The following is a 13,285-nucleotide window of genomic DNA, read 5'->3' on the forward strand; positions in this document are numbered from 1 at the left end:
TAGCTAAATGACTACCGAGGATTTTTGAAATTATACAAAAGAAAAATTTATTTTGGCGCGTTGTATTTTTCCGGTGCTGGGTCTTTGGTCACACCGTAGGTAGCAATACCTTCGTGACCTTCCGGAAGGTGTTCTGTCACTGGCATACCGTCTTCGTTAACGAAGAGCATACAGTGGCAGTATTTGTATTTTTTCATGTCTTCACATGGGCACAGCCATGTACGGGATTTAATTTCTTCTGTTTTGTCCGGATAAAAACGGCACGGACAGAGAGGTTTACCCAGTGTTTCAATGTTGCTTGCAAGGCCAGTTACTACCGCATCGGTAACTTCAGCCATGGAGTGGGTGGTAAGTCCTGTTTTTGTGCAATATTTTGCAACATAGTTGCGTACACGTTTGATATGTTCTTCTGTTGGTTCGGTCATTTTTGGTGTCCTGAAAAAGTATTTGGCGGGATGTAATCCCGATGAATTTGGTAAGTATTTTGCGGTGCGCTGTCAAGGGGGGAACGATGTAGGAACCCGTTTGAATTCCAAGAATATTTGATGATGTTCCGTAAAGAATTAAATCTTATTTTAAAGCTAAGGTGCGAGGCTTATTAAAAGTTAAATGCCTTCTTATAGAGTAGGATTTGCATCGCAGAATGCATGAAAAAAAAAAGTGCAGATACAGCCGTAGGTGGTGTTTTTTTACATCTTGAGTAGCACTGATGTGTTCCGTTGTGTTACTCTTGGGTTGAGGTGTGAAGACCAATGTTTTGCGTAAAAAAATGTAGCGAAACTACAGAAAATAGAAAAAATTGATATTGAAATTCAGTACCTAGACATTTGATTGGGAATAGCGTTAAGTATACTATCGGATAGTCCCCACTGTGCTATAGCTGTGCCCACCATCTCAATATGGTGCATACATAATATTGACTTTTTCCAATAATAGCAGTCTACAGGGGAAAAGCTTCTCTGTACGCCTATGGGGATACGTACTGATAGGCTGTTACGGGAGCACGACTTTAATTTTTTCGAAGTAGGATTGGAACAGGAGAGAGTATGAAAACATTTTTCTTTTTTGGCGATTCCCTAACTCTCGGTGTGAACGATCCGTCATTGCATGGGTGGATTGGTCAGTTAAGCTTGGTATCCGGCGTGCCGGTGCCTCCTGCTACCTTTTACAATATGGGCGCACGAAAGCATTCCAGTTTGGCTATAGCCAAGAGATGGAAGGCTGAAGTTGAAGCCAGACTTATTGCAGAAAGTAAGCCCCGTCTTTTGTTCACATTTGGTGTCGTTGATATGGCTACACCTGCCGGTCAGCAAAATCTTTCTATTGAAGAGTCTGTCGAGAACGCACGAACCATCCTTGTTGATGCAGTAGAAACCTACGGCAAAAAGAATATCGTTATGGTGAGCCCGTTTCCTGTTGTGAACCTTGAGCATTGCGCTCGGATTGGTGAGTTATCTGCTGCGTATTTGGATATGTGCGCAGATTATGACATTTCGTATGTAGATATATTTACGAAGCTGTCACAGCATGAACCGTACTTGAATAATTTGTCTGATGGTATTCACCCAAGTGAAGAAGGAAATGCTATTATCGCAAGCACTCTTCATAGCCATGAGCATATTGTACTGTGGATGAATAGCTAGCTATTTCGTAGGACGTTTGACGGGTGCTTCGTATTGTCGTTAGGCAAGCCCGTATGTAATGTATTAAAAGGCTGTGCAATATGTGCGCAGCCTTTTTTATGCTTTTTAAAATGCGTTGTGAGTGTGTCCTCATGATTTTTAGACTGTTTTTATTGAATAAACTTGTTCTATAAAAAAAATTCATGAAAAAGGTGAATTCTTTGAATTTTACTTTAAAAGCCCTCAAGCATAGATATTCATCAACGGAGGGAAACGACATGAAATACATTATGAGTGCTTGGAAAAGATTAGAAAATGCTCTGGTAGACGCAACATTCGCTGAAGTTGGTTGCGGAACCTATTGTACTTGCTGCAACAAACGCTGCAGAAAGTAGAAAAAGCGCCTTAAGGCGCTTTTCTGCGTTTCTGGGGTATGGATTTTTTAGCAACAGGAAGCATCTCCTTCACCCGTGAACGACAGTAGGCCCAATTTGTGCCTTCGTATGAAATATCCTACAGATCATTCTGTGGGCTTTTTTTTGAGAACTTTTTGGGTGCTGTTGAAGCCTTTTAGCACCTGCAAGACTCTTTTTTTAAAAGAATACACATAGGTCGTGATAGTTCGCTGAGTATCTTTGTGCTTAACCCTTTGAAAGAGAACGGTATTTGAGCAACATAAAAAAAATTCATGGAAAAGGTGAATTCTTTGAATTTTACTTTGAAAGCCCTCAAGCATAGATATTCATCAACAGAGGGAAACGACATGAAATACATTATGAGTGCTTGGAAAAGATTAGAAAATGCTCTGGTAGACGCAACATTCGCTGAAGTTGGTTGCGGAACCTATTGTACTTGCTGCAACAAACGCTGCAGAAAGTAGAAAAAGCGCCTTAAGGCGCTTTTCTGCGTTTCTGGGGTTCGTCATTTTCGCAGAAGTTCCAAATTTATAGCGCCAGAAGTTAAATATTCGTTGTCCACGTACGAAGTTTCCTGCAGATCAATCTGTGGGATTTTTTTGTTGATGAGGGGAGACGTTGACCATTGTGAGTATTACTTTTGTTTAAAAAAGTATGACTATTTCTAAAAAGACTTTTTTCGATGACTGCAAACCCTTTGATACCAAGGGTTTTTAAATATCATAAAAAAAAGTTATGGAATGGATGAATTCTTTGAATTTTACTTTCCGTTTGACGAAGCTTAATTGTAGTTCAACGGAGGGAAAGAAAATGAAATACATTAAGAGTGCCTGGAGACGATTAGAGAATGCTTTGGTAGACGCGACTTTTGCGGAAGTTGGATGTTGTACCGTTTGTACTGGCTGTAACCGTTGCAGAAAGTAGAAAAAGCGCCATGAGGCGCTTTTCTTATTTTGTCTGAACAGCAAATCTGGAGAACGTGAAAAGTTTCACTATTGATGTTTTTTCTGCTATTACTTCTTTTGTAAACATAGATTGCATACTCGTCACCTGTAGAACAGTTTCTACAGGTTTTTTTGTGTCCAAGTATAGAACTACTAAAGTAGAAAATCAGAAGTGCAGAGGAAAATTGTGTATGCAAGATCCTTTTTGAAAAAAGTTTCAAGGTGATCGTGAAGGGGCAATCGCTTCTAATCCTTTGATACCAAGAGTAAAAAGGGTTTCATGAATTTTTTTCATGGAAAAGCTAAAAAGTTTGAATTTTACTTCGAAGACGGTCAGGCATAGTTACTTTCTCAACGGAGGGAAACGAGATGAAATACATTAAAAGTGCTTGGAAAAAATTAGAGAACGCTCTGGTAGACGCAACATTCGCTGAAGTTGGTTGTGGAACCATTTGTACTGGCTGCAGACGCTGCGGAAAGTAAAAAGTGCCGAAAGGCACTTTTTTTTTGCCTAATGAAAACTGTTCACGGGTTGCGCTTGACTTTGGTTGCTTTTGACGGGCACAAATTGGTGTCAAAGATAGCACTCGAAAATTAGGTAGGAGAGATGATGACACTTTCATCAGAGAATACAATGCAGGAAGTCGTAGCACCAACGGGGGTCGTTACGATTGCTGGCCGCAAGGCAAAGATTACACTGGAAACCACGTTTCCAGATAGTCCCGCATGGCAGCCGCATCCTGTTGATCCAGAAAAAGCCGAGCGTATGGCATATGATGGTTGTATCGGGGGATACGGTTGTTGTTACGCTGCGTTCTATAGCATCATCGGGCAAATGGCTGAAAAGCACGGGGCACCATACAAAGATTTTCCGTTCCATGCCATGAAAGCAGGGCGCTCCGGCATCGGTGGATGGAAATCTACCTGCGGTGCACTCGTTGGCGCGGCGTTCGCCTACGGTCTATTTTACGAGAAGAAAGAGCATAACGAACTCGTACGTGAACTCTTCCACTGGCACGACACAACCGCGCTGCCAGTCTATCGTCCGAAAACGAACTGCAAGCTGGATGTAGACATTCCAAGCAGCATCAGTGGCTCAGTATTATGTACTGCATCTAAAGCTCGCTGGGCATATGCATCAGGGTTTCCAATTAAATCCAAAGAATGTTCAGAACGCTGCGCACGCCTCACGGCAGATGTCGCACGCAAAGCCATAGAAATTTTACACGCTAAAATGGATGGCACCTTTGTCGCAACAGCGGACAAGAATGCCGGCATGAAGTGTGATGACTGCGATAACTGTGATTCTTCTTTTAAAGAGGAAGCTGCATCAGTAATTATCGTAAAGCAGCCAGAATATCGGTCTGTAAAAGCTAGTTAAGAGCTTGTAGTTCAGGCGATTGTTATTGGCGGCCTTTTGGTGTTTGCCTCTGGCAGGTCTGCGACGACTTTTAGGATTGTCTCCGACGGCTGGGCTGAAACTTGTTTCACTGTCGCTTTCTGTAATCTCTCGTACCTTGAGAACAGCTACCGCTTTGAAAAAAGTTTCTCCCAGACCCCCATCCAAAACTTTTATTATGAGTTGCCAAGTTGTTACAGGGTAACGTGTTGGTAGTCCCTGATTTCGATTGGGGGTGGTTATTCGTAGTAAGTTTTTGAGGGATGTGGTTACTAGGCTGCGGCTTTTGTCTGAAGCGTATGCTGTAGCGTTTAAAATTTGTATATAAAAAAGGGCGTACCCAAATGGGTACGCCCTTTTCTTACATTTACGGTACTAGCCTAGTTGCTAGTTAACAGGCTGAGCTTCTCCGCTGGTAGCAGCGATGCAGCAGCGTGCAGCTTCTTCAGCTTTCTGAGCCTGATATTCGTGGATTTCCACGAACTTGATTGCGCCGAACTTACATGCACTAGCACATGCAGTGAGTTCTTCGCCATTCTTTGCGCGCCATTCGGAGCACTGGTCACATTTAATAGCAACCTTGCGTGATGTTGGAACAGCGTCACCGATGATTGGTTCGTTATGAGCAACGTTAATAGCGCCGAACGGACAAACCATTACGCACATTTTACAACCAACGCAGAGCTGCTGGCGAACTCGAACCATGCCAGGTTCACGAACGAGCGCTGCTGTAGGACAAACGCGTGCACATGGTGCATTGTGGCACTGGTGGCACTGTACAGGAACTTTAGCTTTCTCAATTTTGCACACTTTGATGCGGCTTAAGTGAGTAGCTTTGTTCTTAATGATTTCCTTACGGGTGAGGTTCGTGTGTGCTTCTACACATGCGATTTCACATTTTTTACAGCCTTTGCATTTTTCAGCATCAACAACTAATGCGTACTCTTTAGTTTCCATAAGAATCATCCTTATTAACAGGTTCCACTTCGAGACTTTTTACTTGTAATTCTCGACCGGTAACCATTGTGAGATTTATATTTGAACATCGTGGACATGTATCCCCGATGCGTTTTTCAAACGTGTAGTGACATTCGCTGCATTTCCAGCTTGCCGGAACGTCAATGAATGTCAGCTGTACACCTTTAAGAGGTGTGTTCTCTGTGCAGATTTCAAAACAACCCTCTAGGGTATGTTTTTCTATGCAAGTATGCTGACCAATTTCTATGCGAATTTCGCGCACGATCACGTCTTTACCCTTAACGGTCTCGTTGACAATGGTGATCATACTTTGCGTTATAGCTAATTCATGCATCAGATTTTTCCCTCTTACTCTACGTAACCCCGCTGTTGCCCCTTCATCTACAGGCGGCAAACAAACAGAATACCCTTAAAAACCAATCACTAGCGCTCTGTACAAGAGAGGCAAGGATCGATGCTGTTTACGATAAGCGCGATATCCGCAACTTTCGCTTTATCCAGCATTACGCGAAGACCTTCCCAGTTTACATAGGTAGGTACGCGCCATTTCAAGCGTTCAGGGTACATGGTGCCGTTGGTACGCATGTAGTAGATAAGTTCTCCACGTGGTGCTTCGGAACGAGCCACAGCCTGCCCGGCAGGGATATCTGGAAGTGGATCGCAGCAGATAGGCCCTTTAGGCATCTGATTGAGGCACTGTTCGATAATGCTGATTGATTCGAAAATCTCACCAAGGCGTACAAGAGCACGGGAACGAACGTCGCAGCCATCGCCGAGAACAACATTGAAGTTAAGCATGTCATATGCAGCGTACGGGCTTTCTTTACGAACATCGTTATCAATGCCGGAGCCACGTGCTACTGGACCGCCAAGGCCGTATTCAATAGCAGCTTCCGGAGGAAGGATGCCTACGCCCTGTGTGCGTGCTTTAACCTGTGGATGAGTTGCATACATGTGTCTGAACTCTTCAATAGGTTTTTTCAGTTCTTCAAGAGTCTTGCGAAGGTACGCTACAAGTTCGTCATCAAGATCGTACTTGGCGCCGCCAATTGTGTTGGCGGAGATGTCCATGCGGTTGCCCCAGATGGACTCTTTAAGATCCTGCATGGTTTCACGAACTTCCATGGCATGCATGAAAAGTGTGTTGAAACCGATAACGTGCAGGCCGATACCCACGTTGAACATGTGAGAAGCAATACGTTTTACTTCGTCTGCAATGACGCGAAGGTACTGACCGCGTTCAGGAACCTGAATTTGTGCGATGTTCTCAAGCGACATGCAGTATGTCAGCGGGTGGTTGTTGGAGCAGAGTGAACATACGCGCTCTGTGAGCACGATGTTCTGGAAAAAGTTTCTTTCAAGCGCAAGGCTTTCCATACCGCGGTGAGCGTGTCCTGCGAACATTTCGATGGACTGAACAACTTCACCTTTAACGTCTACCTGAAAGTACATTGGCTCTTCGAGCGCAACGTGCAGTGGACCAACCGGAATAGTGTATGTTTTAGACATGCTAGCTCTCCTCTCCTTTCTCACCCATAATTTTTTCCCACAGTGAGTTGGTGGACGCACTGTTGGTCATGGTGGAAAGAGGAACAAGTCGTTCCATTGCTTCGGACTGTACAGTCTCGTGCAGGAACAAAGGACGCGGGTTTGGGTGGTTGCGTACGGTAATACCGTAGCTTTCCGCCATTTCGCGTTCAGCCCAGTCAGCAGATTTGTGCCATAGAGTAATGGAAGGCACAGACGGCTCAACACCGGTAGGTAACAAGGTAACAGTGACAGACATACCTTTGATGACAAAGTGGTAGCACACTTCGTGGAAGGCTTTTTTGTCTTCTGCTTTAGCGTTACATGCGGAAATGGTTACAAGACGACCCTCAGGCAGAATTTTTTCTGCAAACAGAGGAAGGTCTTCAACTTCGTTAAGAGTGACCCAGGCGAACTGGTTCTCTTTAAGGTCGGCAGTCCAGCTAAGTTCTGCACCCTTTGGCATTGTATCAACGAGGTTAATAACTCGCTGTTTCATTGTATTAATCATGGATATGAGCTCCAAACTGTTGAGCGGCTTTCTGTCGTCTGCACTCAGGACAAAGACTGTAGATGTTTTCGAGTTCTTCAGTTGGTGTACCGTAGATGTGGTCAAGCATTGCATGCGGCATATTCGGCATGGTCTGATCACATTCAGGACAACGGGCATATGCTATAAACTCGTGTTCTTTCTTTTTGTATTTGTCTTCGTTGCGATGCGCGGTTGACCAATTATTGGTTTGGCTAATCGCCTTAGTGGGACAGTAATGATGGCACATTCCGCAAAAAGTGCAGGTGTTATGCCATACATAAAAATCCTTACCGGAGCCGTCTTCACGTTCTACGTGCTTGATTGCGTTACCTGCACAAACAGTTGCACAGACACCGCAGCCAACACAGGAATCAGGGTCAATAGTGACCTTGCCGCGAAGGCGGGCTGGGGTGAAGGTTTCACCGAACGGAAACGGGTCGGTGGAAGGGCCTTGCCTCAGGTTGTTCCAAAGAACTTTAAAGATACTAAGCACCATTACCTCCTTAGATCCGTGTTTTCCAAATATCCAGTGCCATCGCTACACCTTCAAGAATAGCCTGAGGGCGAGGAGGACAGCCAGATACGTTCACATCAACAGGAATAATATCGTCCAACATAATAGGTACAGAGTAGCTGCCGCGGAACACACCGCCGGAAATTGGGCAAATACCCACAGCAATGGTTACCTTTGGGTCTGGAATCTCTTCATATACACGCAGCACTTTGTCTCTGACCATAGCGGTCACAGGGCCGGTGATAAGGACAATATCAGCATGCTTCGGACTGCCGCAGTATTTGCAGCCGAGGCGTTCAACGTCGTAGCGCGGAATAAGCGCTGTAGTAGCAAGTTCAACGTCACAACCGTTACATGATCCCGCATTAATACGGTACAGCCACGGAGAACGGACAGCTTTGCTTTTAATTGCATCGATAATAGACATATCAGCTTTCCTTATTTGAGCAGAAGAGTCAGTCCAAGACTCACGTATGCCAGCACTGACGGGTACTTGAGGTAGAACTTAAAAGTCTGGTCAGTACGCAGGCGTCCGGTCGCAGAGCGAACAATGGTTACGGACACGAGCATGAGCATGAAGCATTTGAAAATGAACCATGCAAGGTTGGCCAGAGCGCCGCCAGGGATTGTGCCCGGGAAGAAGAGTGTCACGCCGAGACCCATCACAACAACCAACTTGAGCGCGCTCGCGAGGTTGAACATGGCAAGTAACGGACCAGAGTACTCAAGCAGCGGGCCTTCAAGCAGTTCCGGCTCAGCTTCCGGCAGGTCAAATGGTACTACGCCCATTGTGCCCGGAATGAAGCAGAGGAATGCGATGAAAGCTGGAATCATGCTCAGGTTAAAGCCGAAGGAGCCGTTTGCGTGCTGGTATGACACAACCTGTGCAAGGGAGAACTCAGAACCGTCTGCGCCGCCTGCTTTGAGTGCAACAGTGAGGAGCACAACAAGCAGAGGGATTTCATACGCGAACATGAGTACCATTTCACGGGAAGTACCGATTGCGCCGTACGGAGAGCTGGACGCGGAACCTGCGAGCATAAATGCAATCGCAGGAATCGGCAGCAAGTACAGAAGCATCAGCATATCGCCAAGACCGGAAGCACCGTCCCATACACCTGGAACAGGGATGAGCATTGCTGCTACCATCATACCCATGAAGCCGAATACAGGAGCAAACTTGAAGATTGCTTTGTTTGCGGTATCAGGGATGATTGTCTCTTTTTGACTCAACTTAATGATGTCGTAGAAAGGCTGAAGGATCGGAGGACCCACACGGCGCTGGAGGCGCGCGCAGATCTTACGGTCAAAACCTTTTAGAATAAGTCCCAGAATCAGAGCGAACAGCCCGCCCGGGAATATGAGTAAGTGAAAGCTATGTGTAAGCATATCTAACATGACTATTTTTTCCTTCTACTGGAAAGGAATTCGGCCGGAAGGTTCAGCCACTGTTCCAGAACGGTCAGTGCAGGTTCGTAGAAGTTTGAGCCGCTAACATGAGATTTTTCCGGGCTGATATCTGTTACACCACAACCGTGAGTGTGACAGATGCGCTCGGACTTGTTCATGAAGGATAGGATCAAACGAGCCACACCGTAGGAAATTGCCATCACTAGAGCGCAGGAAATTGCGTCCCATGAACCGGAACCAGTTGCGATACCGCCGAGGTTGATGTCGAGCGGAGCAAAGCCGGTAGATTCGAGGATGGAATTAACTGGTGCCAGAAGCAGACCCGGGAACACGCCGAAGAAAACGGACGCGCCAGCGAGAATGCCCATTGGCATACGCATAAACTTGCCAACCTCAGTTACACCTTCGAGGCTTGGATTAAGCTGACCGAAGAATGCAGAGTGCAGGAACTTGATCATGTACGCGAGAGTTAGCACGGAGCCGGAGAGTGCGAGCAGTGCAAGAAGCACTTCGCCCTGATCCATAAGACCGTGGTAGAGCATCCATTTGGAGGTGAAGCCGCTAAGTGGCGGAACACCTACAGCAGAGAATGCTGCAATGGCGAATACGGTAAGTGTAAACGGCATTTTTCTACCGATGCCGGAAAGCTCATCGAGCGTATCAGCATGGGTGCGGTACATGATTGCGCCTGCTGCGAGGAACAGGAGGTTTTTAAAGAACATGTGGTTAACAAAGTGCATTAAACCACCGGATACGGTCAGCGGGGTAGCTATACAGATACCGAGCAGAACGTATGCCATCTGAGAAACGGTGGAGTAAATCAGCACGCGTTTAATAGATGTCTGCATGACTGCTTTAAGGGCAGCGTAGAAGATGGTGATGCCTGCAACCCATGCAAGAGTGTACATGATTGCTGGCTGCGCCCAGTAGCCGGATTTGCCTGCAAAGAATCCTGCGCCGCCGATAACGAAGAAGAGCTTCATAAGTCCGAAAGGACCAGTCTTCAGCAGAACGGAGGAGATGTAACCGGAAACCGGAGTCGGTGCGGTTGCAGGGTGCATCCACATATCAATACGCAGCGGAAGCATTGCCGCTTTCATGGCAAAGCCAAGAGCGATAAATACCATTGCGTACATACCTGTGGAGCCAGGCAGGGTGCCAAGCGCCTGTGCAAGTTCACCGAATCCGAACACGCCGGATTTTGCTGTGAGCATTGCAACGCCAAAGAACATGAAGGATGCGCCAAGAATGTTGAAGAGGAAGTACTTAAAGCCTTCGTTAAGAGCACTCTTGGATTCTTCATGAATAATGATGGAGTACAACGGCCAACTGGACATGATCTCCCAGAAGAGGAAGAACGTGAAAATGTTGGAACTGGTTGCAACACCCAGCAGCCCGCCGATCATCAGCAGGAATAGGGTGAAGAAACGCCACTGTGTGTGGCTGTGATCCATGTAGTTTGCAGAGTATACAACGTTGAGAATAGCCATGAGGATAATAAGGAGACTGAAGCCGATGCTCAGTGCGTCCAGAGAACCCCATGAGAAACCAAGGCCGATAAATGCAAGAACCAGAACGCCTACGGTGCCCCATGCAGCTTTTTCCAGATTTTTGCGCATGATGTATGGAACAATTGCGCCGACCATTGGAATTGCTACGTAGAGAGGCCAGCCGATGGCTAGGTTAGGTAAAGGCTGAACTGCGATTTTGCCGGCTGCAAGCAGGGACTGCATAACAGGAGCAACAATAATAATGTTCAGCTGAGGGAATACGCCGAGCAAGAGACTGGCTGCTGCAAGGACACCCATTGGTATAAGACAGGTAAGCGGAGCTTCTGCAACCGGCTCACCTTCGTATTTTTCAAAGAAGAGGATTCGTGCAAGGCGAGTGTAGTACACAACCGCCATCAAACCACCTGCAAGAATCATCGCTGCTATAAAAGGCTGTCCTGCTTCAATTGCTGCGTAGACCATGAAGAATTTACTTACGAAGCCACCGAAAGGCGGAAGGCCGATAATTCCCATGATACCGATAAACATGCAAAGACCGGTGAGCGGCATTGCGCGTCCCAGACCTTTAAGCTTGCTGATGGTGTATGTTCCTGAACGGAGGATAAACATACCCACGCCAAGGAACAGCAGGTTTTTCATGATTGCATGGTTCACAACGTGCGCCATGGAACCAGTAAGAGAAAGGTATGTGCCAAGGCTGAGCACCATTGCAATTTCACCGACTTGCGCCATGGTGGAATATGCGAGCATGCGTTTAACGTTTTTCTGCATAAGTCCCAAGACTTCTGCAAACAAAAAGGTTGTTGCGCCAAGCACGGTGATCAGTGTTGGGACATCAAATGCGCCTTCCTGATTGAAGTATCCAGCTCCGAAAAGGGCAAAGCATACCATGAGCATGCCGTATATGCCGGTCTTGGTAAGAATACCGGAGAGCGGACCGGAAATGGAGGAAGGTGCCACAGGGTGGGCAGCAGGGAGCCAGCTGTGGAATGGTACAAGACCAGCCTTAACAGCAAAGCCCAAGAAACAAAGTAAGGCAGCCATACCAGCAAGGGTAGGGTTCATGTTTCCTGTTGCCTGAGCAATAGCAGCAAATTCAAAGCTGCCTGTTGCACTGTGGATAAGGAAAATGCCGAACAGCAGGGCATATGCACCGGCTGCACACATAAAGAAGTATTTAAAGCCTGCTTTAAACGCGTCCGTTGTTTCTTCGTGGATAACGAGGAAATAAGAACTAAAGGTCATCAGTTCCCAGAATCCGTACAGAGCGCCGAGGTGCTGTGTAAGGGTGAGACCGATGAGAGAGCCCTGCATGAGAAGCAGGAAGAACCAGTAGCGGGTAGAGTTTTCTTTATGAATGTATCCACCGGAGTACACGGTCACAACAAGGCCGATGCCAGCCATAATGCAGGCAAAGAGCTTGGAGAGAGCCGGAACATCAGCAGAGGCGGTAAGTACAAGTGCGGCTACAGATAATGCAGTTGCCAGTACAAATCGCCAGTCATAACGCTTAAGCGCCGCTGGAATGTATTTGGACGGAATAAATAGTAGGAAAGCGCCGACATATGGAAGAGCTGCTGCAAGCGGCCAATGCACTTCGAACTGAGGAATCGTTGCCTCAGCACCGAAAGTTGCTATGACTGCATGAATAAGCGGCTCCGGAAAAACGTGAGAGAGCGCAACAACCGCAGCCAACAGGATGGTAATACCACCAAGAATGGTTGAGGTAGCTGGTTTGCTGTCTGCGTTTTCAGGCGCTTCAAAACAGATGCTTTGAACAATTTTGATGGTGTACCACAAAGCAATACAGTTGCCCGCGAGCAGCATGATTGCAGGGAAGTACATTTCTGCACTGACAAGCCCGTATGTCAGCGCGAGTTTGCTAACTGCACCTTTGAATGGAGTAAATCCAATGGCGGAAAACATGGCAAACCCGAATGTGCCTGCGAAAAGCGGAGAGCGTTTAAACGCACCGCGCAGGTTGGTGAGATCGAGTGAACCGAACTGTTTTGCCAGTCCGTAAAGTGCAAACATAGCCAGAGCTCTGATAGAGATCTGATAAAAAAGATGTAACGCAGCGCCTGCATTACCGGAGATTGTTCCTGTCCCAAACCCTGCAAGGACAGCCCCGATTTCCGCAATGCTGGAAAAAAGGAGAACGGTTGTTAATTTGTTAGACTGCTTAAATGCCCAAAACTGAGCAAGCAGAAGAATCAAACACCCAAAGTAGACTGAGAAGTGAGAAGTGGTAACTTCAAGTAACATGCAATTCTTGCTCCTTATGAAAGAAGTCCATACCGATTGCCCAGACGCACCTATGGCAGGTGAATCCACGGTATCCTTCCAATACAACACAGAGGAAACCCCATTTCCCTGTTCATAGCGCGGCTATGTTCATTCTGCGTTGTTGTTCTTTCAATCCGAATCCAGTT

11 protein-coding genes are annotated in these 13,285 nt (G+C 46.5%); 2 read left to right on the forward strand and 9 right to left on the reverse strand.

Annotated elements, in window-relative coordinates:
- Positions 1 to 47: 47 nt before the first annotated feature.
- Entirely contained in the window at positions 48 to 425 is a 378-nt protein-coding gene (locus MKHDV_RS11550; RefSeq protein ID WP_160715442.1) for a ferredoxin-thioredoxin reductase catalytic domain-containing protein, read from the reverse strand.
- 621 nt (positions 426 to 1,046) lie between these two features.
- Here MKHDV_RS11550 and MKHDV_RS11555 point away from each other — a divergent pair.
- Together MKHDV_RS11555 and MKHDV_RS11560 are read left to right on the forward strand one after the other, a co-directional pair.
- Positions 1,047 to 1,643, forward strand: a complete 597-nt coding sequence (locus tag MKHDV_RS11555) for a GDSL-type esterase/lipase family protein (protein ID WP_160715444.1) — start codon at positions 1,047 to 1,049, stop codon at positions 1,641 to 1,643.
- Between the two features lie 1,949 nt (positions 1,644 to 3,592).
- The gene (locus MKHDV_RS11560) at positions 3,593 to 4,363 is read left to right on the forward strand and encodes a C-GCAxxG-C-C family protein (protein WP_160715446.1); all 771 of its coding nucleotides are present in this window, start codon (positions 3,593 to 3,595) and stop codon (positions 4,361 to 4,363) included.
- A 405-nt stretch (positions 4,364 to 4,768) separates the two neighbouring features.
- Here MKHDV_RS11560 and MKHDV_RS11565 read toward each other — a convergent pair whose 3' ends face one another.
- The 8 genes from MKHDV_RS11565 to MKHDV_RS11600 all read right to left on the reverse strand — a co-directional run bounded on the left by MKHDV_RS11565 (position 4,769) and on the right by MKHDV_RS11600 (position 13,118).
- Complete coding sequence (locus MKHDV_RS11565) at positions 4,769 to 5,338, reverse strand: 4Fe-4S dicluster domain-containing protein (protein ID WP_160715448.1); 570 nt, start codon at positions 5,336 to 5,338, stop codon at positions 4,769 to 4,771.
- Positions 5,328 to 5,693 (reverse strand): hydrogenase maturation nickel metallochaperone HypA, encoded by a 366-nt coding sequence (gene hypA / locus MKHDV_RS11570; protein WP_160715450.1) that lies wholly within the window; start codon positions 5,691 to 5,693, stop codon positions 5,328 to 5,330. Before hypA ends, MKHDV_RS11565 begins: the two co-directional genes overlap by 11 nt.
- 89 nt (positions 5,694 to 5,782) lie before the next feature.
- Positions 5,783 to 6,868, reverse strand: a complete 1,086-nt coding sequence (locus MKHDV_RS11575) for a nickel-dependent hydrogenase large subunit (RefSeq protein WP_160715452.1) — start codon at positions 6,866 to 6,868, stop codon at positions 5,783 to 5,785.
- A gap of 1 nt (position 6,869) precedes the next feature.
- Positions 6,870 to 7,397 carry an NADH-quinone oxidoreductase subunit C gene (locus tag MKHDV_RS11580; protein WP_160715454.1) on the reverse strand — a complete coding sequence of 176 codons (528 nt, stop codon included), beginning with the start codon at positions 7,395 to 7,397 and terminating at the stop codon, positions 6,870 to 6,872.
- Positions 7,390 to 7,914, reverse strand: coding sequence for a 4Fe-4S dicluster domain-containing protein (locus MKHDV_RS11585; RefSeq protein ID WP_160715456.1), 525 nt, complete (start codon positions 7,912 to 7,914; stop codon positions 7,390 to 7,392). The genes MKHDV_RS11580 and MKHDV_RS11585 overlap by 8 nt, the downstream gene beginning before the upstream one ends.
- Before the next feature lie 7 nt (positions 7,915 to 7,921).
- Positions 7,922 to 8,359 carry an NADH-quinone oxidoreductase subunit B family protein gene (locus tag MKHDV_RS11590; RefSeq protein WP_160715458.1) on the reverse strand — a complete coding sequence of 146 codons (438 nt, stop codon included), beginning with the start codon at positions 8,357 to 8,359 and terminating at the stop codon, positions 7,922 to 7,924.
- 11 nt (positions 8,360 to 8,370) lie between these two features.
- The gene (locus MKHDV_RS11595) at positions 8,371 to 9,330 is read right to left on the reverse strand and encodes a respiratory chain complex I subunit 1 family protein (protein ID WP_160715460.1); all 960 of its coding nucleotides are present in this window, start codon (positions 9,328 to 9,330) and stop codon (positions 8,371 to 8,373) included.
- Positions 9,331 to 9,332: 2 nt separating this feature from the next.
- Positions 9,333 to 13,118 carry a proton-conducting transporter membrane subunit gene (locus MKHDV_RS11600; protein WP_160715462.1) on the reverse strand — a complete coding sequence of 1,262 codons (3,786 nt, stop codon included), beginning with the start codon at positions 13,116 to 13,118 and terminating at the stop codon, positions 9,333 to 9,335.
- Positions 13,119 to 13,285 lie beyond the last annotated feature (167 nt).

This window comes from Halodesulfovibrio sp. MK-HDV (assembly GCF_009914765.1).
In the GTDB taxonomy this organism is placed as follows: domain Bacteria; phylum Desulfobacterota; class Desulfovibrionia; order Desulfovibrionales; family Desulfovibrionaceae; genus Halodesulfovibrio.